The sequence below is a fragment of the Candidatus Zixiibacteriota bacterium genome, from assembly GCA_026397505.1.
Taxonomy (GTDB): Bacteria; Zixibacteria; MSB-5A5; order GN15; family PGXB01; genus JAPLUR01.
Genome location: JAPLUR010000107.1, coordinates 23,868 through 48,974 on the forward strand (window position 1 = coordinate 23,868; position 25,107 = coordinate 48,974).

Annotated in this window: 20 protein-coding genes and 1 tRNA gene; 10 read left to right on the forward strand and 11 right to left on the reverse strand. The window is 49.8% G+C overall.

The window, feature by feature from the left end; all coding sequences use genetic code 11:
* Positions 1-7: 7 nt before the first annotated feature.
* Together kdpA and NT002_10860 are read right to left on the reverse strand one after the other, a co-directional pair.
* A complete protein-coding gene (kdpA, locus tag NT002_10855; protein ID MCX6829762.1) occupies positions 8-1,699 on the reverse strand; it encodes a potassium-transporting ATPase subunit KdpA in 1,692 nt (563 codons plus the stop codon).
* 423 nt (positions 1,700-2,122) lie between these two features.
* Positions 2,123-2,195: transfer RNA gene (locus NT002_10860), tRNA-Asn, on the reverse strand.
* A gap of 415 nt (positions 2,196-2,610) precedes the next feature.
* On the opposite strand from NT002_10860, the gene NT002_10865 reads away from it, so the two are divergent.
* The 5 genes from NT002_10865 to NT002_10885 all read left to right on the forward strand — a co-directional run bounded on the left by NT002_10865 (position 2,611) and on the right by NT002_10885 (position 6,822).
* Positions 2,611-3,417, forward strand: a complete 807-nt coding sequence (locus NT002_10865) for a hypothetical protein (GenBank protein ID MCX6829763.1) — start codon at positions 2,611-2,613, stop codon at positions 3,415-3,417.
* 157 nt (positions 3,418-3,574) lie between these two features.
* Positions 3,575-4,546, forward strand: coding sequence for a PDZ domain-containing protein (locus tag NT002_10870; GenBank protein ID MCX6829764.1), 972 nt, complete (start codon positions 3,575-3,577; stop codon positions 4,544-4,546).
* A 152-nt stretch (positions 4,547-4,698) separates the two neighbouring features.
* Positions 4,699-5,667: an HPr(Ser) kinase/phosphatase gene (gene hprK, locus NT002_10875; GenBank protein MCX6829765.1), complete on the forward strand. Its 969-nt coding sequence runs from the start codon at positions 4,699-4,701 to the stop codon at positions 5,665-5,667.
* A 9-nt stretch (positions 5,668-5,676) separates the two neighbouring features.
* Positions 5,677-6,567 (forward strand): EVE domain-containing protein, encoded by an 891-nt coding sequence (locus NT002_10880; GenBank protein ID MCX6829766.1) that lies wholly within the window; start codon positions 5,677-5,679, stop codon positions 6,565-6,567.
* Positions 6,568-6,621: 54 nt separating this feature from the next.
* The gene (locus tag NT002_10885) at positions 6,622-6,822 is read left to right on the forward strand and encodes a hypothetical protein (GenBank protein MCX6829767.1); all 201 of its coding nucleotides are present in this window, start codon (positions 6,622-6,624) and stop codon (positions 6,820-6,822) included.
* Positions 6,823-6,958: 136 nt separating this feature from the next.
* Here NT002_10885 and NT002_10890 read toward each other — a convergent pair whose 3' ends face one another.
* Positions 6,959-7,195 carry a hypothetical protein gene (locus tag NT002_10890; GenBank protein MCX6829768.1) on the reverse strand — a complete coding sequence of 79 codons (237 nt, stop codon included), beginning with the start codon at positions 7,193-7,195 and terminating at the stop codon, positions 6,959-6,961.
* Between the two features lie 393 nt (positions 7,196-7,588).
* Here NT002_10890 and NT002_10895 point away from each other — a divergent pair, with 393 nt between their 5' ends.
* Positions 7,589-7,978: a hypothetical protein gene (locus NT002_10895; protein MCX6829769.1), complete on the forward strand. Its 390-nt coding sequence runs from the start codon at positions 7,589-7,591 to the stop codon at positions 7,976-7,978.
* A 92-nt stretch (positions 7,979-8,070) separates the two neighbouring features.
* Here the strand turns inward: NT002_10895 and pruA are convergent, their stop codons facing one another.
* Positions 8,071-9,690 (reverse strand): L-glutamate gamma-semialdehyde dehydrogenase, encoded by a 1,620-nt coding sequence (gene pruA / locus NT002_10900; protein MCX6829770.1) that lies wholly within the window; start codon positions 9,688-9,690, stop codon positions 8,071-8,073.
* Between the two features lie 37 nt (positions 9,691-9,727).
* A complete protein-coding gene (locus NT002_10905) occupies positions 9,728-10,228 on the reverse strand; it encodes a ferritin family protein (GenBank protein ID MCX6829771.1) in 501 nt (166 codons plus the stop codon).
* A gap of 255 nt (positions 10,229-10,483) precedes the next feature.
* On the opposite strand from NT002_10905, the gene NT002_10910 reads away from it, so the two are divergent.
* The 3 genes from NT002_10910 (at position 10,484) to NT002_10920 (ending at position 14,375) form a co-directional block, all read left to right on the forward strand.
* Positions 10,484-12,301: a M3 family oligoendopeptidase gene (locus NT002_10910; protein ID MCX6829772.1), complete on the forward strand. Its 1,818-nt coding sequence runs from the start codon at positions 10,484-10,486 to the stop codon at positions 12,299-12,301.
* Between the two features lie 87 nt (positions 12,302-12,388).
* Positions 12,389-13,579, forward strand: a complete 1,191-nt coding sequence (locus NT002_10915; GenBank protein ID MCX6829773.1) for an MBL fold metallo-hydrolase — start codon at positions 12,389-12,391, stop codon at positions 13,577-13,579.
* Positions 13,580-13,745: 166 nt separating this feature from the next.
* A complete protein-coding gene (locus tag NT002_10920) occupies positions 13,746-14,375 on the forward strand; it encodes a DUF47 family protein (protein MCX6829774.1) in 630 nt (209 codons plus the stop codon).
* A 148-nt stretch (positions 14,376-14,523) separates the two neighbouring features.
* On the opposite strand, the gene NT002_10925 is transcribed toward NT002_10920, so the two are convergent.
* The 5 genes from NT002_10925 to NT002_10945 form a co-directional block, all read right to left on the reverse strand.
* Positions 14,524-17,745, reverse strand: coding sequence for a thrombospondin type 3 repeat-containing protein (locus NT002_10925; protein MCX6829775.1), 3,222 nt, complete (start codon positions 17,743-17,745; stop codon positions 14,524-14,526).
* A 530-nt stretch (positions 17,746-18,275) separates the two neighbouring features.
* Positions 18,276-19,208, reverse strand: coding sequence for a carbohydrate kinase family protein (locus NT002_10930; GenBank protein MCX6829776.1), 933 nt, complete (start codon positions 19,206-19,208; stop codon positions 18,276-18,278).
* A complete protein-coding gene (waaF, locus tag NT002_10935; GenBank protein ID MCX6829777.1) occupies positions 19,205-20,233 on the reverse strand; it encodes a lipopolysaccharide heptosyltransferase II in 1,029 nt (342 codons plus the stop codon). Before waaF ends, NT002_10930 begins: the two co-directional genes overlap by 4 nt.
* 37 nt (positions 20,234-20,270) lie before the next feature.
* The gene (locus tag NT002_10940; GenBank protein ID MCX6829778.1) at positions 20,271-21,152 is read right to left on the reverse strand and encodes a lysophospholipid acyltransferase family protein; all 882 of its coding nucleotides are present in this window, start codon (positions 21,150-21,152) and stop codon (positions 20,271-20,273) included.
* Positions 21,127-22,122: a peptidase MA family metallohydrolase gene (locus NT002_10945; protein MCX6829779.1), complete on the reverse strand. Its 996-nt coding sequence runs from the start codon at positions 22,120-22,122 to the stop codon at positions 21,127-21,129. The genes NT002_10940 and NT002_10945 overlap by 26 nt, the downstream gene beginning before the upstream one ends.
* A 113-nt stretch (positions 22,123-22,235) precedes the next feature.
* Between NT002_10945 and NT002_10950 the strand changes: the two genes are divergently transcribed.
* Entirely contained in the window at positions 22,236-23,657 is a 1,422-nt protein-coding gene (locus NT002_10950) for a dockerin type I domain-containing protein (GenBank protein MCX6829780.1), read from the forward strand.
* Positions 23,658-24,214: 557 nt separating this feature from the next.
* Here the strand turns inward: NT002_10950 and NT002_10955 are convergent.
* On the reverse strand, positions 24,215-24,982 hold the full coding sequence (locus NT002_10955; protein ID MCX6829781.1) for a hypothetical protein: 768 nt from the start codon (positions 24,980-24,982) through the stop codon (positions 24,215-24,217).
* Between the last annotated feature and the right edge of the window lie 125 nt (positions 24,983-25,107).

Here is a 25,107-nt window from a genome sequence, read left to right on the forward strand (position 1 = left end):
AGTCTTCCTAAAATACTATCCCACCGCGCATCAAAAGATGTTCAATTATCGGCCCGAGACAAAGCGCCGGCAGGAAAGTAAGAGCGCCAACTATCAGTATTACTGCAGTCATAATTAACCCAAAGACGAAATTGTCGGTGGTAAACGATCCGCTTGAGAGAGGCGAAATCTTCTTCGTAACCAGGCTGCCGGCGATAGCCAAACATGGTACAATTATCCCAAACCGACCGATTAGCATGGATATTCCCAGCGTGAGATTATAGAAATTGGTGTTAGCATTGAGACCGGCGAAAGCGCTTCCGTTGTTGCCCGCCGCCGATGTAAACGCATAAAGGATTTCGCTGAAACCATGCGGCCCCTTATTGGCCAGCCCAGCTAGAGCAATGGGCAATACGGCAGCCATTCCACTCCCGATTAATATGACCGCGTTAGTCAGAAGGATAGCGAGTATCGCCATTTGAACTTCGTGCGCTTCTATCTTTTTCCCCAGATATTCCGGCGTCCGTCCGACCATAAGCCCAGACAGGAATACTGTCAATATGATAAATAGAAGCATTCCATACATGCCAGCTCCGACGCCTCCGAAAACAATCTCTCCCAGCATCATATTGAATATCGCCACCCCGCCGGAGAGAGGTGATGAACTGGAATGCATAGCGTTAACCGATCCATTTGATGCGGCCGTCGTAGCGACCGACCACAAAACACTATTTGTATTGCCGAAACGTGTCTCCTTGCCTTCAAGATTGGTTTTAATACCAAGAGCCGCATTGGCGGTGTTTTCACTATAGAGCGACAACGCCAACCCGCTCATAAACAGCATCAGCATGACACTGAAGATGACAACGGCATGCCGACGGGCATTGGCCATGCGGCCATAGGTGAAAACAAGCCCGGCAGGGATAATGAGTATGGCCAGCATTTCCAGAAAATTGGAAAGCGGAGTTGGATTCTCGAAAGGATGGGCGCTATTGGCGTTAAAGAAACCTCCGCCATTGGTTCCCAGCTGCTTGATAGCGATCTGTGAAGCCGCCGGACCGCGCGGGATGACCTGAATTGTACCTTCGATAGTAGTGGCATGTATTGCCGGTGAGAAGGTTTGAACGGCTCCCTGTCCGACTAAAGCGACCGCCAGCACAATTGACAGAGGAAGGAGTACATACACTACCGAACGTGTAAGATCGACCCAGAAATTCCCGAGTGAAACAGATGTTTTTTTCACAATTCCCCGGATCAGCGTCAGCATCACAGCTATGCCGGTCCCAGCGCTGACAAAATTCTGGACTGTTAGACCGAGCGTCTGGGTCAGATAACTCAGGGTCGTCTCGCCCGCATAGGATTGCCAGTTGGTATTGGTCATGAAACTGACAGCGGTATTGAAAGCCGACGCCCATTGGACATTGCCCAATCCTGCGGGATTAAGCGGAAGCATTTTCTGAACTATCTGCAGAACAAACACAATTCCGAAACCGATGGCATTGAACCATAAAAGCGCCCCAGCATATGCCCGCCAATTCATTTCCTCGGTTTCGTCAACGCCGCACGATCGATATATGAGTCGCTCAAGCCAACCAAACACCGGATGCAGAAATGTTCGCTTTCCGCCAAAGACATTCGCCATATATTGCCCCAGCGGTGGAGCCAACAGAACCAGAACAGCGACAAAAATCAAAATCTGCATAAAATCACGGATTGACATATAGCGCTCCTACTTGAATCGCTCCGGATTGAACATAGCGTAAACGAGATAGATTAGAAGGGCGATGGCGACAATTCCAGTGATTATGAATTCCATTTATAAATACCCTTTCTAAAACCTGGACGGACTAACATAATTGACTAGACCGCGATTTGAACCTGAGCAATAATTCCATGATTCTCATCGTCAAATAAACGCTTGAAGTAAGCAAGTAGTGAATAAAGAGAAGATGTTAGTGCGTAAAGATTTTATAAAGATGATTTAATTCAACCCTTGGCAATCTATACATTGAGGCCACAATGTATATCATCAAAAATTTGGGAAGAAAACAATGATCAAATGCAAACTCATTAGATTGAGTTCTTGGGGTTCGAATAGGTAGCGCGACTATAAGTGATTGTAATATAAGGGTTTATATATTAGCTCCCCCGGCAGGACTCGAACCTGCGACCCGGTGATTAACAGTCACCTGCTCTACCAACTGAGCTACAGGGGAGTATAATCTATCCCTATATCGTCAAAGAACACAAAAACTTGTCCGCCTGTCTCGCGGAAATGCTATTATATCTTTTTCCTGGGAATTGTCAAGTCGAAAAGATTGACTCTTCCCCAATATTCCCCCTCAATTGGCAGGCCCCGCAAAAAAACTATGGCCTCTCTTCTTCTGATGATTGGCCCGATGATTGGTCCGGCGGCTGCCGAACTCCACCAGTTGAGCTATAGGGGGGTATAATCTGTCCCTGTTTCGCCAAGAAACGCGGAAATCTGTCACCTGCGCCCCCAAATATAGATAAATTTCGTTTCGCAGGCTTTTTTCAAGAAAAAGAGGTCAGACGCATCTTCTTTCTCTTTTGCCCGCCCACCTTGAATATTCTCCATCTTTGTCTTATGTTTAATGCTTGGTGAAACAAGTGAAGCTCACGAAATTTCATACCATCAGCGAGGGATTGCCAGCCCTTTATTTGTTGGCAATTCTATTCCTTGGTGGCTATGCGGCTGCCCGGGCAGCAAATCTGACTCACCACCCGGATGGGTTGCTGGGGAAACCAAACGGTTACCTATCCGGCCAATATGTTTCGGTAACCGGTAATCCCGGTGTGCCGGTGACCGATCGAAAGGCCCTGGGAATTGGGCTCAAAATTCCCATGGCCGCCCGGTGGACTATTTCCGGGTCATATTCCGCCCTTCAGAACGACTCACTTTTTCACAATTACAATCTGGAGTTTTCTTTCTATATGGCCAATCCGATAAAGTCGGCAAAGCCCTGTAATCCTGATGGCCCTGTAGGCGCTCTAATTATCGCTATTGGTTTTGGTGGCGAAATCCCCGACCGCGATCCGGGAGCACATCGCTGGCAGGCTGTTGCAAGGACTTTTATGCCGATTTCAAGACAGCTGACTGTCGGAGTTGGGGCAAAATTCTACCAAAAAGATGACCCGCTTCAGGCCGAATCTCTCTATGGAATGATCAGTTTTTTCCCAAAACGGTATGAAAAGGACCGGGAGTATGTCAACCCCGATGGTGTCGAGGGGACTCTTTCTTTTGCCGCCCGGGGGGGCGGGTCAAAGCATGGCGTTTTCGGCCAGTTGGAGTTGATTTTCCCGCTTGAACCGGAAATGACCATTTCCTTTTTGATCCGGGGAGAGCGGATTCCGGTCCCTTATTTCCGCTCGGCCATAGCTGGATTCCGCATCAAGTATTACCCCGGCAATAAATAAACAATCTGAAGCTGTTGTCGGTTGAGCGACAGCCAAATTTCCATTCAAACAATTTCCGGTAGTTTCTCAGGATTGAAAATTTCTGGAACCACTGAATTTCCATCGTGGTAGAAATATCAGTATTTAGAATAAGACTGATGTCTAAGGAGGATAAATTATGAGACGACTGGTTTTTCTCGGTCTTATCGCGCTTCTGGCCGTGCTTCCACTTTGGTCGGCCGGCGTCGCCGATAAGAATCCCGCCAATGCATGGTTGGGGCTTTATACCCAGACTGTTGACAAGGATCTCAAAGAGGCGTTCCGCCTCGATGTCGACCACGGGGTTATTGTCAATCAGGTAATCCCCGACTCTCCCGCCGATAAGGCCGGGCTTCAGCAGGGGGATATCATTCTTTCCATCGATGGCGCCAAATTGACCGGCTCGGATCAATTGGCCGAACTGGTGTCCGGACACAAACCCGGCGATCAGATCAAAGTCGAAATTCTCCGAAAAGGGGTACAGAAGGAAATGACCGCCACTATCGGTGAGCGCAAAGGTGAGGAGCCGCCCAGGATTTTTGGCGATCCCGGCTCGCTGTCGCAAGCTTACAGCAAGAAATATGTCATGGGCCGAAGCAATATCTCAGACACTTATATTGGCGTAAATCTGGAGAGCCTTAACGCCCAATTGGGCGAATATTTCGGAGTTAAAGATGGCCAGGGGGCGCTGATAACCGAGGTATTCGAAGATTCTCCTGCTCAGAAGGCTGGTTTGAAGGCCGGGGATGTTATCACGCAGATCGACGGCAAGGAGGTTACCGAACCGGCTGATGTGCAGAAAGCGGTCGGCGATAAATCAAAAGGGGACAAATTGAACCTGACGATTCTTCGCGACCGGGCCCGCCTTGAAATGGCGGTGGAGGTGGCCGAAACGCCGGACAATTTCTATTCCTTGCCAGATATTCAGGCCCCCGATATCCCCAGGGACATGATCTGGTTCAACGGGCCGATGCGTGGCCTGCTGCGCGGCAATTTTGATGACAGCAACCCCGACATGGAGGGGATGCAGGAATCGATCAAACAATTGAAAGAGCAAATAGAGGAACTCCAGCAACAAATGAAGAATATGCAGAATAATCCGGGCAAATAGAAAATGTCCGGTTATTACCGGCACTCACAAAAGGTCAAATCAACTTATCAACCTTAACCCCCCGGAAGCGGCGGCGACCGGGGGTTTTTTTTGTTTGCCTAAATATGCCGCCGGTCTTATAATGGATTGAACAACTTAAACAGGAAATTCCCATGCCTGAATTAACTGTCGACCGCATATATAAAGACCGCAAGGATTATTTCGATTTGACATTGCTCAATTCCGAAGCGGGCTTGAAGAAAAAAATCACCTCGGCTGAGGTACACCGCCCGGGGCTTCCCCTGGCCGGATTTATGGAACGATTCGCCAACCACCGCACCCAGGTGCTGGGCGAGACGGAAATGGCTTTTCTGGTTCAGATGAGTCATGAGTCGCTGATGGAGGTGGCCAGGCGCCTTTTCGCCAGCAATATCCCGGTGCTGATGATCTCCAAAGGAATAACGCCGCCGCTCGATTTCCTTGAAATGGCCGACAAATATCAGACCGCCGTTTTCTCCTCGCGGCTGACCACCTCGGAATTGACCAATCGCCTTTCCGCCTATCTGGATATGATTTTTGCCCCCTCGATTACGGTTCACGGAACGCTGGTTGATGTTTACGGGGTGGGACTTCTCTACACCGGAAAATCGGGTATCGGCAAATCGGAAATCGCCCTTGATTTGATCGAGCGGGGGCACCGCCTCGTGGCCGATGATGTGATAAGGATTACACGCAAGGCGCCGGATCTGATTGTCGGCACCGGCTCGGAGATGCTGGGACAGTTGATGGAAATCCGCGGCATCGGGATAATCGATATCGAAAAGCTTTTTGGTATCCGGGCGGTGCGGATTCAGAAGCGGATTGAGGTGGAGGTGCATCTGACACTCTGGTCGGATAATCTGGAATATGAAAGGCTGGGGATTGAAGAGTTGACCACGACCGTTCTGGGGGTGTCGATTCCCTTGATAAATATCCCGATATCGCCGGGGAAAAATATCACCGTGATATCCGAGGTTATTGCCATGAACCATATGCTGAAGGTCTATGGCGAGAATTCGGCCCTGGAATTCTCCAAGCGACTGGCCGAACGCCTCCACCGCCAGGCGATGACGAAGGATTACCTCGAATCGGATTATGAATGAGTATATAAGGTGATTAAAACAGGGAGCAGTGTCTTGCAGCAGAATTGGCTAATAGTAGGATCAAAGGGCAATTGGGATGTTGCCTTTGAATCGAACAATTTATGGGGGCTTAAGGATTTCAGAGAACTTCGTGCTTTATGGAATATGATGCGTATAGGCGATGGTCTTCTTTTCTACGTTTCGAAACCAGTGCATGGAATAGTGGGACTTGGCACTGTCGTCTCGAAGTTCAAACAGACTAATCCCCTATGGCCCGAGGAGATAAAAAGAAAAGAAGTAATTTGGCCATTACGTTTTGAATTTGATGTAGAATACTGTCTCCCACCGGTACTATGGAAAAGTAAGTGTTATTCTACGCACGATCTTCAAATGATAAGTAGAATGGTTTTTCAGTGTTATCCAATCGAGGAAGTCAACGCGGCGCGAGTTTCATTGGGAATGAAGCCACTTATAAGTCCCGTTCTTAAGGAGGAAGGCGAATTCTTTCAGGCCACTGAGCCATTTGTAGCAAATCACGACGAATTAAAAACGCAGCTGGTTGAAATTGGACGCTTACAGGGATATGTTGCGGATGTGGAATATCCGATGGAAAGTACATTCCTGGACATTGTATGGCGAAGAGTTGAAAGATCTGTGCCAACGTTTGTTTTTGAAGTCCAGGTGGGTGGCGACATCTATCATGCGCTTGCCAAATTGAAACATGCTCATGATCTCTGGAATAGTCATATCTTCTTAGTGGCTGGTATCAGAGACAAAGCTAAATTTGAGGAATTGATTACTGGCACTTTTCATGAAATCCAGAATCAAATCAGATTTATCGACAGTTCACTGATCAAGACATTGCTTAATAAAAAGAGAGATTACAAGGAAATGGAAAAGGGGCTTGGGATATTTAGATAAGAGAATCTGTTAACAAATCGATCCAATTATACAAGGAGGCTGATTATCGATGTCATGGAGAAAATAATCTATTCCATTAATATTGAGGATGTACAGACGGTTGCTCAAGAGGAATACGGGCGTGTCTTGACCCCTGATGAATTGAAGAAAGTCGAGGATAAAATCGGCGACTATTTCGGGTGGTACGATGCTATCGATATGCTCATTTGCGATCAATTGGAATTGCCTCATAAAGAGAATCTTTCTGCAGAGTAAAGACGACTTTCAGAATAGTAATTGCTTTACGGCGCATGGCGTTGCTGCATTACAAGACCTCGCCTGCAGGAGATTAGTCACAGAATGTATTACAAAAATCAAGGCACATTAGGGGGTAAGTTGATATTGTCCCTCATTATTCATGAAAACCAATCTTTCGCTTCTTGGTTTCCGGCGGGGTCATCAACTGTCGGAGGGCGGCAAATAATGTCTGGATATGCTTGTCGTGTCCTTCAAGGCGGCGCTCCAATTCATTTAACTTCCCGGCTATTTCTTTATGAGCAGATAATAGACCTCGCAATTTCACAAAAGCCCGCACCACATAAACGCCGGCTTCAATTGCTCGGGGCGAGTTGATAACGCTGGCCAGCATGATAGCGCCGTGCTCGGTGAACACGTAAGGCAATGATGGAGAAAATTTAATCTTTTTGAGGTGGTCACAAATTGTGACTACCTGTTCTTTTGTGGATGGCGTCAAGAACCACCTTGAATTAATCGTCGCATTCTTCTCAATTTTTGTAAAGCTGTGTGCGCAGTTGTGACCCGGTATAGAACGGAAGAATACACTTCATCCAAATTGCGGCAGAATCAATTGTAGGGCTTAATGATATTCTATTAATTATATCGGATGAAAGAGGAAGCTAATACTCATCAGCGCCGGTCATTGCGGTTAAAGGATTATGATTATTCGCGAGAAGGCATGTATTTTGTCACGCTTGTGACATATAAAAGAATCGAACTATTCGGCCAAATCAATGAAGCCCGAATGTTGATGAATGATTATGGTCAATTGGTCGAACACGAATGGAAGCAAACCCGCATCCTGAGACCAAATATAGAATTGGATCAGATGGTTATAATGCCCAATCATATTCATGGCATAATTGCCATTGTCGAACAGAAGGGCGTATGTCAATACGCCCCTACGAAATGGAAATCGCCATCACATACAATTGGTGCGATAATAAGAGGTTTTAAGGCCGCAACAACATCCAAAATCAATGCCTTAAGGGAGACACCGGGGCAGACTGTCTGGCAAAGAAACTACTATGATCATGTCATTCGCAACGACGAAGATCTTTACAATATCCGAAAATATATAATTGAAAATCCTCTGAGCTGGGAATACGATCAGGAAAACCCGGTGAATTTGTAGGGGCGTATTGAAATACGCCCCGGTTATCTGAAGCAAAATTAAATAAGGGCAGGCACGGTGCCTGCCCTTCCCGATGAAAATCCAATTTCCAATCAGCCCATGAACGGGTATTTGAAATTCTTCGGGGGGATGAAGTTCTCTTTAATCGCCCGTGGCGAAGTCCAGCGGATAATATTCAGAAGCGACCCGGCTTTATCATTGGTGCCCGAGGCGCGGCTGCCGCCGAATGGCTGCTGCCCCACCACCGCGCCGGTCGGCTTGTCGTTGATGTAGAAATTCCCCGCGGCGTTACGAAGCGCTCTCGAGACCTGAATGACGGCATTCCTGTCTTTGGCAAAAACCGCCCCGGTAAGAGCATAGGGCGAGGTCTGGTCGCAGATCTCAAGTGTTTTGGCAAAATCGATGTCGTCATATATAAACATCGTCATCACCGGGCCGAAAATTTCCTCCTCCATCAGGCGGAAATGCGGGTTGGTGGTGATTACTACGGTCGGCTCGATAAAGTAGCCTTTTGTGCCGTCGTATTTGCCGCCCCAAATAATCTCGGCCTCATTTGATTTCTTGGCATAGTCGATATACTCGACAATGGTATCATAGGCGCCCTTATCGATAATGGCGTTGACAAAGTTGCTGAAATCCTCGACATCACCCATTTTGACCTGCTCCAGATCGCTGAGGAGTCTTTCTTTCAGTCTCGGCCAGAGGGATTTGGGAATATAGGCACGCGACGCGGCCGAGCATTTCTGCCCCTGATATTCGAAGGCCCCTCGGGTAATAGCGGTGGCCAGTTCATCGATATCGGCGGAATTGTGGGCGAAAATGAAATCTTTCCCGCCGGTCTCGCCGACTATTCGCGGATAGGTCTTGTACTTGGCAATATTCTCGCCGACTATCCGCCACATCCCCTGAAACACGGGGGTGCTTCCGGTAAAATGAATTCCGGCCAGATGTTCGTTCTTGAGGACGATATCCCCGATATCGGCGCCGCGGGCGGTGACCAGATTGATGACGCCATCGGGCAACCCGGCCTGTTTAAGAATATTCATGATTAAATGAGCGGTATAAACCACCGATGAAGCAGGTTTCCAGAGGACGGTGTTCCCCATGATCGCCGGCGCGGTCGGAAGGTTGCCACCGATCGAGATGAAATTGAACGGGGTCACGGCAAAGATGAATCCCTCCAGCGGGCGGTAATCCATCCTATCCCAGATGCCTCGGGCATTATCCGGCTGAACATCATAAATGACCTGCGCATAGTACACGTTATAGCGGAAAAAATCGACCAGTTCGCAAACGGCATCGATTTCGGCCTGATAGACGTTCTTGCTGTGCGCCAGCATGGCGGCAGCATTCATTTGGTACCGATACGGCCCGGCAATGAGATCGGCCGCTTTGAGGAATATCGCGGCGCGCTCTTCCCAGGGATATTCGGCCCATTCTTTTTTCGCTTTCATGGCGGCATCGACCGCCATCTGAATCTCGTTTTTCCCGCCCTGATAGTACTGCCCCAATTCGAGGGCATGGTTATGAGGTGAAGTAATCTTGATCGGATTTCCAACCCTGATTTCTTTCCCTCCGATAACCATCGGGATATCTATCTTCGTTTTTTTGAGTTCGGCAATAGCCTTTACCAGCAGCTCTTTTTCAGGGGAGCCGGGGGCATAGGACCAGACCGGTTCATTGGTGGGGATGGGGACTCTAAAATTTCCCATTGTCTACTCCTTTATCCATTATCTTAATATTCAGCAATTAATATTGATCCAGATGATTCCATTCGGCATTCTCAAGCCACTGTTTGGGGCGATCAAGAAATTGCAGAACGTTTTCGATCAATCCCCAGTGCTTGTGCTCCTCATTGGCAATCAGAATGATGGTGTCTTTGATTTTCGCATTTTTGGGGTCGGCCGCTTTCTCGCGATAGAAATCTTCCGATTTCTTCTCAATCTCCTGTGCTTTGCGCCAGGCGGCCAGGATATCCTCAGGAAAACTCAATTCGCCTTTTTGGGCGGCCAATTTCTGAAAAACATTCTTGGCGTTGGTCATGACTTTGGTGCCGGAGGATTTCATTTTGGAAGCAACTGAGAAATCCCCCTCTTTAAAGCTCTTAAACAAATTATAATGCTTTACCTCATCGGCGGCGAGGTCCAGAAGAACGCCTTTCAGGGCGGCGTTTCCTGCCTGCGCGGCCATTTTCTCATAATAGGCCTGCCCATCCTTTTCCATCTTCATTGCAAATTCAAAAATGTCCATTGTATGCTCCTTATATGTTTCTCAAACCTAATCCAGACATTCTATACGGCCGGATTGCCCCTAATTTATGCTTTTGGCCGAAATCCGCAACCCCGTATTTGGGAATTATCATAAATCGCCAATGCCGTGATTTCCGTTGGAATTCGCCCGCCATCATCGTATAATAGGCTCCGGAAAAGACCGGGTAAAATGCTTCCCCGGCGAAGAAATGGTAAATGTCACTGATTTGTACAAGTATAAGCAGGAGTTGAAAATATGAGCCAGCAAGAGACAGCCAAAAAGGCACCAACCTGGGATCTGGATTCGATATTTCCGGGGGGAAGTGAATCAAAAGAGTTCGCTGCGTTTCGGGAAAAAACAAAGAGAGACCTGAAAGAGCTTATGGCGAAATTCCCCAAATTACCTCAAAAGCTGGATAAAGATGATTATGAGAAATGGGTCAAATTCATAATCAGACTTCAGGAGCTTCTGGCCCATATCTCCCAGATTTCATCTTTTGCCAACTGCCTGGTAAGCCAGAATGTCAATGACAACAAAGCTCATCAGATTGTAGGTGAGGCTGATTTGCTCGATTCCCAGTTTGAAAGACTGATGGTGATGCTGGAAGCTTTTGCCAAGAAGCAGAACGATAAGAAATGGGAGAAATTGCTCTCGGACAAAAGACTGACTTATGCGGCATTTTTCCTGAACCGGATGCGGGAAATAGCCAAGATGAAAATGGAGCCGGAATTTGAGGCTTTTGCCTCGGAGTTGGCGGTTAATGGGTACCATGCCTGGAATCGGCTTTATGACAAAATGTACGGTGATCTGCGGGTCAACTATGTCGAGGCCGGAGAGACCAAATTGCTGTCTTTGGGTCAATTGGCCCTGCGGGGAAGTTCTCCCGACCGCGATACGCGTCGGCAGGCGCACCAGAAAATCGAAGAAGCCTGGGAATCACGGGCCAATCTCGCCGCGATGGCACTCAATTTTCAGGCCGGATTCAGACTCTCCATCTATGGAAGACGGGGTTGGAAATCGGCGCTCGTGGAACCACTCTTGAACAACAAAATGAAGCAGAAAACACTGGAGGCAATGTGGCGGGCAGTGGAAAATGGCGCACCCAAGCTTACTAAATATATCGATGCCAAAAAGAAGCTTCTCGGTATCGACAAATTCTGCTGGTATGACCAGACAGCGCCGGTAGGGCGCGCAAACCGTACCTATAGTTTCGAACAGGCCGGTGAGTTTATAATCGAAAACCTGAGAACCTTCAGCCCGGAAATGGCCGATTTCTCGAAAATGGCCATCGAAAAAAGGTGGATAGAAGCAGAGGATCGTGCGGGCAAAGCCGGCGGCGGTTATCATTCTTCCATGATGGTGGCCAAGGAGAGCCGTATCTTCATGACCTGGGGAAGCACTTTTGACCATCTGGGGACTCTCGCGCATGAACTGGGTCACGGCTACCACTCCAGTGTCTTAAGAGAATTCCCCATATTCGGCGTGTTTTCACCAATGGCCTTGTCCGAGACGGCCTCAACTTTCAACGAGCTTCTGGTTACCGATGCCGCGCTCAATAAGAGCGTGGATGAAGATGAACGTCTGATGCTTCTGGATCAGAAACTCCAGAACGCTCATATTCTTTTCTGCAATCTCTACGCCCGTTATCTTTTCGATTGCGCCTACTATGAGGAACGGAAAAAAGGCCTGGTGGCGCGGGAACGTCTTGACGAAATGATGCTGGAAGCTCAGAAAAGAGCGTTCGCAGGGACATTGGATTCCGAAGAGGGATATCACAAGCTTTTCTGGGCATCGAAACTACATTTCTATTTGACCGACCGCCCATTTTATAATTTCCCTTACACCTTTGGTTATCTTTTTGCCAACGGCATCTACAACCGTGCCTGCCTCGAGGGACCCTCGTTCGCGAGCAAGTACCGCGCTCTTCTGGCCGACAGCGGCAGGATGACCAGCGAGAATATTGCCCGTAAACATCTCGGAGTCGATCTGACCAGAGAGGGATTCTGGAACGAGGCGGTGGAGAGGACTCTGGCCAATATCGAGCCGTTCGTAAAATTGGCCCAGAAGGCTTAAGGCAGTGTCGGAGCGGGGCAGTAATATTTCTGTCCCGCCTTAGTTTCTTTGCCATAGGATTTTCATTTTGCCGCGAAAGGAGTGCATATGCGCCCGATGGAAATAAAGAAAGATTTTTACTGGGTCGGCGTGGTCGACTGGAATCTTCGTGATTTTCATGGTTATGTCACCGAAAAAGGTACGACTTATAACGCTTACCTTCTGAAGGCCGGGAAAACCGTTTTATTCGATACGGTTAAGGCGGAATTTACTTCACAATTGGTTGATAATATCAAAGAACTGATCAGCCCGGATAAGATAGATTATATTGTGGTCAACCATGCCGAGATGGATCACACCGGCGCTCTTCCGGAAATAATCAATCTAGTGAAACCGGAAAAGCTTATCTGCACTAAAGCCTGCAGGGATGCTCTGATCGCCCATTTTCATCGCGAAGACTGGCCATTCGAGATAGTTAAGGAGGGGGATGTTCTGGATATCGGCGGCAAGACCATTCAGTTTTTCGGGTCGGCCATGATTCACTGGCCCGACAGCATGGTTTCATATATCAAGGAAGATAAGATTCTGGTCTGCAATGATATATTCGGCCAGCACTGGGCCACCAGCGAGAGGTTTGACGATCAGGTGGAACAAGGAGAATTGTACCATCAAGCGGCCAAGTATTATGCCAATATTTTCCTGCCGATGTCACCGGCGGTAAGAAAATTTCTGGAGAAATTGAACAAGCAAAGCCTTCAGTTGGAAATGCTGGCCGGCGATCACGGCGTAATCTGGCGCCATGATATGGCCGAGATAATGAAGGCATACAATTCCTGGGCCTCGGGCGAAACCAAACCGAAAGCCGTGATTATTTACGATACCATGTGGGAAAGCACGGCCAGGATGGCGGCCGCGGTGGCGCGGGGGCTTGCCGGTGATGGTATCTCGGTAAAGGTCTTTGACCTTCGTTTTAATAATGCCAGCGACATAATGACTGATGTTCTTGATGCCCGCGCCGTGCTGCTGGGGTCATCGCTTCTGAACAGCGGTCTGCTTCCCCGAATGGCGGCGATGATCGCCTATATGAGCGGCCTCCGTCCTGCCAACAAAATCGGCGCCGCTTTCGGCTCATATGGCTGGAGCGACATGAGTGTGAAGCTTCTCAAAGAAGCAATGGAAGGGATGAAGTTTGCCATTATTGATGACGGTGTCAGCGCGCAATATGTTCCAACCGAGGAGGTGCTCGGCCACTGCGTTGCTCTGGGCGAGAAAATCAGAAAGGCAATTTTGGAGAGATAGTATTGCGGTAAATATTGTGTGTTGCGGGCCGGGAAGTGATTAAATTTTGCCGCCCGGATTGCTCTTGACAATGCCGCGGGATAGTATTAGAGTTGTTCTTATTGCCTCAATGGCATTTTGAGTTCCGAGGATAATGGAATTATGGAATTAACCGTCTGGAGTGATTATGCTGAGAAAATTGCTACCCAGGGAAACCAGTTTCTTCGATTTTTTTGAACAGCACAGTAAATTGTCAATTGAAGTATGCCTTGAATTGAACGCGATCGCGCTGAATCCACAGGAGTTGGATTCACGCGTTAAACGCATTAATGATATCGAACATCAGGCCGACGATATCACTCGTAAATGCATCGACGCTCTCCACCGCACTTTTATTACGCCTATCGACAGAAGCGACATTCACCGACTGATGAAACGCTTGGACGATATTATTGACGCGATAGATTCAGCCGTATCGCGCATGATACTCTACAAATTAACCTCAGTGAGGCCGGAATTTGTACAGTTTTCCGATATACTGCTCAAAGCCACAACCGAGATTGACAGCGCCATCATTAATCTGCGCGACCTGAAGCGGGGGGCAAAGATTATTGAAAAGTCCTGCCGGGCTATTTATGAGGCTGAAAATGCCGGCGACCAAGTTCTTCGCGCATCGCTGGCGCGGCTCTTTAAAGAAGAGAAAGAGACCGTGATTGTCCTCAAATGGAAAGGGATTTTCGATCGTCTGGAAAAGGCCGCCGACCATTGCGAGGAAGTTGCCAACATCATCGAAGGCATTGTTATCGAGGCCTCCTGATCAAATAAGAATTCAAAGCCTATCTCATCCCCGTAATAATTTCCCCTTCCCTTACCTGTAAAATAGGAACTCGGCTGATAACGGGATAATAATAAAGGGTCCGCCATGAAGACGGACCCTTTTACCGGCAAGTATCGCGGTACTTGCTCTATCTTGGCTCTCTGAGCGGCAGACCGCAATTGATAACCCACTGATTGCAGGTGACTGGATTGGGGCCACCTTTATACAGGAAGTTAATCAGATAGGTTATGTCCTGAATATTGACAATGCAGCTGCCGTTGGGATCACCGGAGCAGATTCTATAAGGCGTTGGTGCCGGGCCGCCCTTATAGAGGAAGTTGATAATGTGGGTAATATCCTGAATGTTGATAATACCACTGCCGTTGGCATCGCCCGGCTTGCAGTCGCAGACGAACGGGCAAACGGTTATAATGTACTCCACTTCGGTGAAAATCGGGCCGCCGAGCCACGTCCTTGAGAGACTCTGGAATTCCGTCGGGCAATTGAGACGCGAGAATTGCGCCGGATAAGTCTGATTGGAGGCGATCGGATACGCGGGTAGCCCGATAACTCCGCCGGGGCTTGGTGACTGGAGAGTCAGCTGATAACCATCATGATAATAAGTTCCATGTGGCCCGCTGACCAGGGCCAGATCATTATGCACCTGGGCCGGATGCATTGGCATCGGCGGATCACCTTCAAGCAGGTCAAAGAACGGATCGGAGATATAGACCGACGGCGGGTTTAGCAGACTGGTATCGACACCGGCTACAGTAACATAATGACCGCCGACTCGAGACCAGCCGCCCGGAACGCCAGGATCCGGCTGCCAGAACCCGAGCAGCATGATAACATCCTGGCTTCTCTTAACCTCACTTCTAATGAACTCCCAGGTTGGCTTCGCATACTTTGAAGCGATCAGGGTGTCATCCAGACCCAGCGAGGCCAGATAGCTGTTTATGCCGGCATGCATCGCATTGATATCTGTACCTAACGACCCCGTGCCCATCAATGCCGCCAGATTATTAACGACAGGCGGAACATTCACAGCATCATGGTCGTCCACCATAAGCGCCCCGGCGGTTATCAGGCGGAAATCATCGCTGATGGCCGGCGGCGGCGGCGAGGCCGGATTGATGAGATACTGATACTTGGAATCAAACCAGAACAAGCAGTTGGCCACGGCCACCGGTCCGCAATGCGTCCACTGCAGGCCATTGAACCATGGCATCTGCTTTTGGTCAATATCCGGCATGCCAAACGGGACATAATCGGGATAACCGGGCTTGTAGTAGACGGGATAATCGGGATCGCAGACATTGCCTAGATTGTCCTGGTCGGCATCCTCCTGTCCCGGATTATAGATATTGGGGCAGTTGTCGCAAACATCGCCCCGGCCGTCGCGATCGACATCCACCTGTCCGGGATTGGCAACCTGCGGGCAATTGTCGCAGACATCGCCGAGTCCATCGGCGTCGGCATCCGCCTGGCCAGGATTGTACTTATTGATGCAATTGTCGCAAATATCGCCGATTCCATCGGCGTCGACATCCTCCTGACCCGGATTATAGATATTGGGGCAGTTGTCGCAAACATCGCCAACTCCGTCGGCATCAACATCTTCCTGGCCCGGATTGTAATTATTGGGGCAGTTATCGCAAACATCACCCTTACCGTCCTGATCGACATCCTCTTGACCCGGGTTATAAATCGTCGGGCAATTGTCATTAGGATCGGGAATACCATCATGATCCGTGTCCACAACCGGGCAGATAATAAGGGCATACTCCAATATCGTATGGATAGGAGCGCCGGTGGGCGGAACATTCGGCATTTGAAGATCATATTTATTTAATCCGTAGAAAGACATCGCTTCCGCAGGATTAATCGGATAGCCGGCCAATTCCATAAGGAATGGAATCGGTCCCGACGGCTGGCACTGGCTCGGGATGACATAATATTTGTCGTGATAAATTGTGCCGTGAGGCCCGGAAATAAACTGGGCGTCATTGTGCACATTAGAAGGATGTGCCGAACCGGCCGGCGGTTCGCCTTCGTTGCGATCATAAAAGGGGTCGGAGATGCACAGTGCCGTAGTCAGCGGATCCCGGCAAGTACCGGCGACGGTCACATAATGACCGCCGATTCTCTCGCAATATCCCGGGGCAACCTCCTGCCAGAAACCGAGGAGAAGGATGACATCTTGACTTCTCAAGACCTCTGCCCTGATAGAATCAAACGGGAAAGTGGGATCAAGCGGCCGCAGGCGAACGGTATACGAATTGGTCAGGCCGGCATTATTGATCCACTGCTGGGCGCCGTTTGCCAGATCGAAGATAAATGTGCCGGGAGCAGTAGTATTAGTCAGACAAGTAACGCCCAGACCGGTGACGAAGGGAATGACATTAGTCTGGTCATGATCATCGACCGGATTTCCGGTATAATTCTGCACCAACGGGTAGTGATCATTAATTGCCGGAGGCGGAACCGGATTAGGTTCGAATTTGGAATCAAACCACCAGAGGCAATTGGCCAGCGCCACCGGCCCGCAGTGTGTCCACTGCTGTCCCGGAGGCATACCGACAAACCACCCATCCTGTTTCTGGTCAAAATCAGGCATCCCAAATGGAGCATAATCGATAAAAGAAGCCTTATAGTAATCACAGGTATCGGGTCCATGCTGGCAGTTGAGCGAATTGGTTTCACCCTGCACCGTAAACATTGGATAGCCGGGCACAGGAGGGGTAAAGCGATTGTACCATTCATACCAGATCCCATCAGTCCAATACATCCAGTTATCACATACTACCGGAGTGGGGTTGCCGTCATAAAGGAGTGATGGAGGTGCCGCCGGTCCGGGGTCATTATACTGGACGCCAATATAGAAGGGGCCATTGACACAGCATACGGTGGGGAAAACAGCCGTCCCCGCATTTGGATAATTCCAGGTGGTCTTGTCGCAGGTGATTGTGAAGCGGCACTTTTCAGCGCCAGGCCCTGCGCAGCTATCCTGTGGGTTGGCCATATCGTAAACGACAATGTCAACAGTGACCGGCCATTGGCAACCACCGTAGTCATAGAGTGTAAACGACAGCGATTGGATTTCAAAGGGATAAGTGGGCAGCGATCCGCAGGTGATCGGATTGAAATAGGTCACTGTCGCCACCCCGTTGACATATCCGCCAAAGTAATACGACGGCGTTCCGTTATGCTTCTGCAGGGCGCAGGCGGCCATTATTCCCTGCAAAGGCGGGCTTTGCAGCCCCTCCGGAAGCAGCGTGGCTTTCTGTTTCTCAGTCAATCCGGCTGTAATCCCCACAGCCAGAAGAATGAGAGGCACAAAAGACCACAAAAGTAGCTTTCTCAACATAGTGTTACCTCCGTTATAGGATTTTGGTTAATGGTGATTTTCTCGTTTGAGTGGGGCAAGAAAATTCCCCCCACGAGAGATTTTATGAAATAGTTGATGGAAGTCAAAGCTGCAAAATCATGGATTGGACAGTAAAGACATTCACTCATAAAATTCTAAATGCGTCCGAAGCGCTTTAACGCCATTCAATTTCAAGGCTGTTTGCGGAGATATCTCTCCTCTCCGGTTCTTCCGGATTAGGTTTTTTTATGATAAGCGAATCTAAATCACAAAAGGCTAAGGTCAATCAACTCTGGTTGAGTGTGCTCTTGAATCCTGACCTTAAAACCTTAAACAGCCGGCGCCATCCCCCTCATGCAAATGATCTCTGAGATCGTCAATTAAAAATCGAGCAGTACTAATAGATTAAGACTCTATAATCTCACTCCGGCTGATTATCTGCATATAATTAATCGACAAAACCACTTCTTGTCAACACTTTTTTTCGACCGGTCGCAAAGTAAATTGGTCATCGACCGCCTAACCAACTGTCAGCCAAGAGATAGAAGTCTGTAAATCGGCCGCTCCATCAGTCGATTCAGGGCGGCCCGGTTGGCCAGTTTTGCACAGGAACGTAAGTCCATGTTCTGCAATAGCCCGGCAATGAAACCGGCGCTGAAACAGTCGCCGCAGCCGGTGGTATCGCCCTGGCCAGCCCTCCGTTCCGCGACAACTTGCTCCATGGATAGAGTTGCTCTCTTTGCTCGAACGACGTAACATCCCTGTTTGCCGGCAGTGATAATATAAGCTCTCCCCGAAAGATAATCGGCGTTTCGACCGAGCCCGGTCATCAGGGTCTCAAAGGCCGATAGGAGACTATTCCTATCCGATATCGTTCCCACATCTATCCCGGCCAATATTGACAATTCCAGTCTATTCATCTGGAAGAAGTCCGCCACCTGTACGACTTTTTCCCACCCCGGCGGTTTTCGCAGGAACCGGGAGCCGTCTTTCCGTTTTCCCAATGTCAGGGAATGAAGGTCAATATATATTTTCCCCTTGAAACAGCGGCGCAGCTTCTGCAGCGATGACAGATAGAGGTCCCGGCCGGAGATGTAATTGACCAGAACAAAATCACAATCAAGCAGAGGATGGAGATCAGTGTAAGTCAATCTTCTGACTCCGCCGGTGAGAATTTCGGTTTTCTCACCATCGGGAAGATAGGTCAGATGGCAATGGTTGTTTTTCTCCAGAATTTTCCGGATATAGTCAGTATGCACTCCCTCCAGTTGACCCAGAATCTGTAAGATCGAAGCATAATGGTTTCGGCCGATATTGCAAACCGGATAGATTTCGGCTTTATCACCGATTAAATCGGAAAGAGCAACGATATTGTATAGAATTCCGCCCCAACCTTCCTTTATGGTGCCGTCAGCCAGACGGATCGAATCGCGGTTTATAGTACCGATAATACCGACTTTCATGGTTGTTCGGCAGTCAGGAATTTTTGAGCGGCATCGAAGACCTGATCGACAGAAATGTCGCGCATACAGCGCATGAAATCGTCGCCAGGCCGGGGGCAGACATTTTTCACGCACGAGATACAGTCGAGATTATCTTTGATAATGACGGTTTTTTTCTCCGATAGAGGCGAGGTTTCGGCCGGGTTGTCGGCACCGGAGAGAATGACCAGCGGTATTCCGATCGCCGCCGCCAAGTGCGCCAGCCCGGAATCGTTGCCGATAAAGAGACAAGCCTTTTTCAGAAGCGCCGCGGCGGAACCGATATCAGTCCGGCCACAGAGATTGACTATTCGTTTATCATCACCGGCGATTTGCGCACCGGCCGCCCGTTCCGAATCGGTTCCGACCAGGATAAGGCGGCCCCCGGATGAAGACAGGATAGTTTGAGCCAGAGCGGCATAGTTATCCGATCCCCATCGTCGCGATTCCGCCACCGCCTGCGGCGCGATGGCCACAAATTGCCCGGATTCGTCTATTCCATTCTCTCGGAGCAAAGTAATCGCCGCAGAATGCGCCGACGGTGAAATCTCCATTTGCGGGATGGAATCGGGCAGAGGATTTTGCGTGAAATGCTCTATCAGGCGCATGTATGACCGTGCGCGATGCATAATGCCATCCGGCTTGGGAACGGGGTGATTGAGCAACATGCCTCTCCCCTCTCCACGATAGCCATACCGTTTCCTCACCCCGGCCAACAACAGAATCAGCGCGGAAGAGAACGATGGGGTAAGAATGATGCCGGAATCGAATTTCATTTTCCGCAGGATGCGTGACTGAAAAATAATCGCACCCGGACCGTGCAGTTTACCCGAATCGAGCGGGAGTAAGGAGATATTTTTCATGCGGGCATAAATGGGCTCCGCCCATTGGGGTAACAGAAGCGTTATACGAGTATCTCCTGCCGCAGAAGCCATCGCGGATATGGCCGGGTAGGCCATGAGGCAATCGCCGAGATGATTGGGAACTCTGATGACGATTTCATTCATAAGGTCATTTCACGACATTCTGATCTGGAGATGCAGATCAATCCAATTTCCATCGCCGGTGCGTCCACATCCATTGCTCCGGGTGGCGTCGAATGAGCGATTCAATGCAGGCGGTGTAGGCCAGGGTCATTTCCCGAATATCTGTTTCGGTGTCGCCGGTTCCGGGAGGATAGATAGGGGGAAGGACAATGACATGATGCCGGTTGTAACCCTTGCGGACCAAACCTCCGGCGATAATCGGGCAGCCGATTTTAACCGCAAAGGCGGCGGGACCTTTTGGCGTGGATGCCGGTCTTCCGAAAAATGGAACCACGACTCCGCCCGAGGCGGCATGTTGATCCGACACCACCGCCACCATCCGGTTGGCCCGAAGCGATTTTATGACATGACGGCTGGCGACCCCAATCGGGATAATGCCCACCCCCAGTGATTTTCGAAACGAAATCAGGAGTTCATCGACATTCTGGTTATGTTGCTGGCCGACGAGGAAGTCAAGCGGATATCCGCAGGCGGCCGCCCATCCTCCCAGAAGCTCCCAGTTGCCGAAATGCCCGCTGATTAGCATCGCCCCCTTTCCCTCCCCCAGCACCCGGTCGATATGTTCTTTTCCCTCATGAGTAATCATGGAAAGAATTTTTTCTTTATCGAGGACCGGCTGGCGAGCGAATTCCACCGACGTGCGGGCGACATTGATGAAAACCTCCTTAGTAACGATGCGGACGCGGGTTTCATCCATTTCATCCTTAAAGGCGAGGCGAAGATTATTGCGGGCGATGCGGCGGCGGGAGACAAACGCCAGATAGGCGATTTTTCCCAGCGCAATCGCCATCCAGTCGGCCAGTCGTCCGGGAAGAATCTGCACCGTCCGGGTCAGAACCCAGACCGCGGCATATTCAAGCCCATGGCTTATCTTCATCATCTTCCTTTTCCGGATGGCCGGAATCCCCATAGTCGAAATCGCGCGATTCAAACCGTTCCTCATCCTCCCATTTTCGGAAATACCGCTTGCGTCTCAGGAAATAAAGGATGAAGCCGACCAGCACGACCAGGGCCAGAAAAATCCAGAGATAGATGGTGTCGGCAAAGAAAGTCATCAGGTTGTACCTTTCTTTGAGATATTTGTCAAATTCTTTTTCAAAGTCGCGATAACCGGAGCCGGTCGCGGTCATCAGGGCCTGATCGACCGTTTTCCGCTCTTTTAAACTATCCAGAAAGATATTAAACGTCTCCGGGCCGTAACTGTCCAGAAGATATTTCACGGCCAGATATGATTCGGCATAAGCGGTGGCCGCTTTCCCCTCCGAGAAGCGGTTCAACTGCTCAATTTCGTCCAGCGGCACCAGGGAGCCGAAAATCACGGCGCGGGTTATGGAGATATTTTCGGGCCAGCCCCACTCGGCGGAGACAAACATCGCCAATCCCTCATCAACCCAGCGCGGCGGCGGGACATGACGCAAGCGATTTTCCAGAGCCAGGTGAGCATATTCGTGCTGGAGGAGTTCCCGCAGCGACCGTCCGACTCGAAAATGAGCCGGAGATTTAATGGCGATAAGGCGGCGGTACGGCAGGGCGGCGGCGGCGCCCCAATCGGGAAAAGCGGCGCCGACGACAGCTTTGAAATCCTCCGGGCTTTCGGGAATATATACGGCCGGGCGGTAATCGAGCGAATCGCCCAGGATATTTATCAGGCGGTTACGGGCATTGGAGAAAGCGGAATCGGCAATCTGGACAAAGAGCGGGTTCTGAAAATGATAGACGAAATTCTCCCGCTGAATGACGGTGGTGGTATCAACGGCATATGTAAGAGCGCCGAATAGGAGAAGGAAGCCGAGAAAGAACCTGAACGCCGCTTTCATAAGGCTAAGATAGGAATTTCGTATCAATTTCAAAGCGCTCTCTCAAGAAAAATATCTACTTGACGAAACAGGATAAAGTGGATATCTTATAATGTGAAAGCCGGAAATCCGGGCTTTCGAAACTCTTTGCCATTTTAAGATTGAAGATGAATAAACTGCCGGCTCACATTGTGCCCGCCGCCCTATCTCTGGCGGCGATAATCTGCCTGGGAACCTCAACGGCATTCCCGCAGGGAAGTGGTATCTGTTTTACCGTGGATTCTCTCGCTCCCTGGGCGGCTAATGCACCGGCTCCGATGGATATCGGGCTCTATTACGGCGGTGATACGGTCGCCAATCAGGCGGCGCATCCCGATATTGAGTACTGGCCTGACGGTTTTGGCCCGAGCGGCGGTGCGACAGTTATCGGTGTCAATCGTGACGGTTATCCGGACACGCTGGTCGCCTCGGTTGATACTCCCCGCTGGAAATACTGGATGGTGTTCACCCCTTATGTTTACAGCCAGGCAGTATATGAAGACCCCACTATCCGGGTGAGCAATGTCAAAGAGAGCGGCTGGATTCGCCCCTATGCGATCGGGGATGATCCCACCGACAGCAGCGAGAATTCCGACACGGTTTGGGTAAACGATCCGATATATAATCATTATCACTATCTTGAAAACGGGCATTGTTCGGATCCGGAGTTTGCCTATGTCCCCGAAGAGGGACGCCTGTATGTACTGTTTAGAACCTCGAGCAAGTATACTCACAGAATCTATGTCAAAGCGATTTTCTCGACCGATGGTATAAGCTGGGACGAGACGCAGGCTTTCAACCTTGTGGTCAGCGGGAGTCCGGAACCCTGGAAGGCCTGGGGTCTGGTCTCGCCTTCGGTTTGCCGCGATGCCCCGAACCGCTGGCGGATGTGGTTCGTCGACATTCCCGGCCTCAATCAGGGGTCTCAGATAATCGAGCTGACCGCGCCCAGACTGGACACCACCTGGACGGCAGTGGATACCTGCCTTATTGCGCCGCCCGATACGACGCTTCAGATCTGGCATATCAAAGTTGTCCGTTCGCCGATGGATAGCGCGCTGTACCTTCTGGCGACAATCAACGGCATAGGCTCGACGAGTGCCGAGAAGTTCGGTCAATTTCTGTATGTCAGCCAGTCGGGGGAAGTGTGGAACATGGTAGGGGAAATTCTTCCCAACGGCCCACCGGGCGCCTGGGATAACGAGACCTACCGTTCGACATTTCGGTTCGAGCGCATTAACGGCAGATGGACCATGCCGATATGGTACACCGGCGCGCGCGAAATTGGGCCGGGCCTCTCAGTCTGGGGGATTGGATTTACCACCGCCTATCCGCAATGGGTTCAGGGGGATGTTAATGGCGACTGCAGAATCAACATTTCCGATATCACTTTTCTGATCAACTACCTCTACAAAGGCGGATTGCGGCCGGATGCCAGGTTTCTCGCTGATATTGACGGCAACTGCCGGGCTAATATTCAGGACATAACTTATCTGATTTGTAATCTCTATAAGGGTGGTCCCGCGCCTCGCGCCGGTTGCGAGCAGTGACAGAGTAACGCACTGTACCGCAGATTGTTACGCTTGTGTCGACAAGAACGAACCGGCGATAAAGTAAGCCAACCATATACCAGCGAGATGACTAAATTTGGGTTTGTTTCTTCGTTTTTTAAAATGTACGCGGGATTGGCCTGGTGGGGATTTGGTGCGGCGGGCGCAGAAAGGCTTTCGGACAGGCTGAGGCCCCGCCGGGTACGCGGCGGGCAGTTATGTTTGTGGGACAAGAGGTTAGACTGGAATGGCCGGGTGGGGTGGGGGGAGTTCGTTTCTTCATTTTTGTATTCTTTTGTAGTGATCTTGTAGCGGTTTTGGGGCAAGTGCCACGCCGGTGACAGTTTTTGACAGTGTGAATGGCGATAATTTGCTTTTTTACTTTAGACATATAAATAGCCGTGCTTTCTATTAATAGGGGGAGGAGCCAATTCACCATCGGAGTTGTAGTGATTTTGTTGGGATGGCGATTGATTGTCAAAAAATAGGTGGGGAAAGATTAGGCATGCGCCGCCCGCAAAAAACCAGGAGCACCCGCCGCGGCGGGCGCGCCTGGCCTACAAAACTAAAGTCTGTTGCTTAAGATCACCGAGGAGATAGCAATTGAGTGCATGGGCGGCCATTGACGTGCTCATCAGGTGCATACAATCGCCATAGGGGGTATAGTCGCCAATAGTACGCTCCTTTTGTTCAGGCACCAGCAAAACAGGGGACGACGGCCAACTACTATCATGCAACTGCCATTCAAGTAATATCATAACTTGACGTACGCTAAAATCTGTTTGTATTTTGCCAAGGCTTATTGCCGCCATCAAATTGTTAGCCGCTTCAAAGGGAGAACCTGGTTCTTTTAGACTGATTAATGACTCCCATGTGCTATTACCTATGTTGGACGGAATGCCGCCGCTCGCAGATAAAAATTCCAGATTCCGTGCTGTAGAGTAAGAATCTATTGTCCACCAAAATGACGGCCAGAGCCCATTCGCCTTCCAGATATCCAAACATGCCTGTCTTACTCGGTTTACGATTGCGGTGTCAGCCTCTACTGCAATTAGTGCCATACCTACAACAGGCGTAACATCTGCATGTTCCAAAGCCCAAGAGCCAAATCGTTTGATGTCTAGAAATGTTCGCGCCGCCCCGCTTGAGCTTAAGTAATGCTTTAATGTTGCGGCTGCGTCCATTCCGAAATGACCACCCATTTTGGCAAGAAATCTAAAAGCCCAAGCGGTAGAATCTGCGTCGGTTGCGGTTTCTCGGTTATAACCCCAACCTTTCGCGCCACGTATGGAATGCAGAGCGTTCATGGCTTTATTCAATGCCATAGTGAAGTCCTGTCGATTGGGAGCGGATGCTAGAGACCAGCCAACACAAGCCGTGGTCCAGGCTTCGCTAGCCCCAGAGGGAAGCGAGTAGTCCCGCCAGAAGCCCTCCTGGTTCTGGCAACTAA

Excerpts from the sequence above, each read along its gene's own strand:
- NT002_10955 (MCX6829781.1), bottom strand. The coding sequence starts at position 24,982 with ATGGCATTGAATAAAGCCATGAACGCTCTGCATTCCATACGTGGCGCG.
- NT002_10950 (MCX6829780.1), top strand. The coding sequence starts at position 22,236 with ATGAATAAACTGCCGGCTCACATTGTGCCCGCCGCCCTATCTCTGGCG.
- NT002_10870 (MCX6829764.1), top strand. The coding sequence starts at position 3,575 with ATGAGACGACTGGTTTTTCTCGGTCTTATCGCGCTTCTGGCCGTGCTT.
- hprK (MCX6829765.1), top strand. The coding sequence starts at position 4,699 with ATGCCTGAATTAACTGTCGACCGCATATATAAAGACCGCAAGGATTAT.
- NT002_10895 (MCX6829769.1), top strand. The coding sequence starts at position 7,589 with ATGTTGATGAATGATTATGGTCAATTGGTCGAACACGAATGGAAGCAA.
- NT002_10885 (MCX6829767.1), top strand. The coding sequence starts at position 6,622 with ATGGAGAAAATAATCTATTCCATTAATATTGAGGATGTACAGACGGTT.
- waaF (MCX6829777.1), bottom strand. The coding sequence starts at position 20,233 with ATGAATGAAATCGTCATCAGAGTTCCCAATCATCTCGGCGATTGCCTC.
- NT002_10890 (MCX6829768.1), bottom strand. The coding sequence starts at position 7,195 with ATGCTGGCCAGCGTTATCAACTCGCCCCGAGCAATTGAAGCCGGCGTT.
- NT002_10910 (MCX6829772.1), top strand. The coding sequence starts at position 10,484 with ATGAGCCAGCAAGAGACAGCCAAAAAGGCACCAACCTGGGATCTGGAT.
- NT002_10915 (MCX6829773.1), top strand. The coding sequence starts at position 12,389 with ATGCGCCCGATGGAAATAAAGAAAGATTTTTACTGGGTCGGCGTGGTC.
- NT002_10905 (MCX6829771.1), bottom strand. The coding sequence starts at position 10,228 with ATGGACATTTTTGAATTTGCAATGAAGATGGAAAAGGATGGGCAGGCC.
- NT002_10930 (MCX6829776.1), bottom strand. The coding sequence starts at position 19,208 with ATGAAAGTCGGTATTATCGGTACTATAAACCGCGATTCGATCCGTCTG.
- NT002_10940 (MCX6829778.1), bottom strand. The coding sequence starts at position 21,152 with ATGATGAAGATAAGCCATGGGCTTGAATATGCCGCGGTCTGGGTTCTG.
- pruA (MCX6829770.1), bottom strand. The coding sequence starts at position 9,690 with ATGGGAAATTTTAGAGTCCCCATCCCCACCAATGAACCGGTCTGGTCC.
- NT002_10925 (MCX6829775.1), bottom strand. The coding sequence starts at position 17,745 with ATGTTGAGAAAGCTACTTTTGTGGTCTTTTGTGCCTCTCATTCTTCTG.
- kdpA (MCX6829762.1), bottom strand. The coding sequence starts at position 1,699 with ATGTCAATCCGTGATTTTATGCAGATTTTGATTTTTGTCGCTGTTCTG.
- NT002_10920 (MCX6829774.1), top strand. The coding sequence starts at position 13,746 with ATGCTGAGAAAATTGCTACCCAGGGAAACCAGTTTCTTCGATTTTTTT.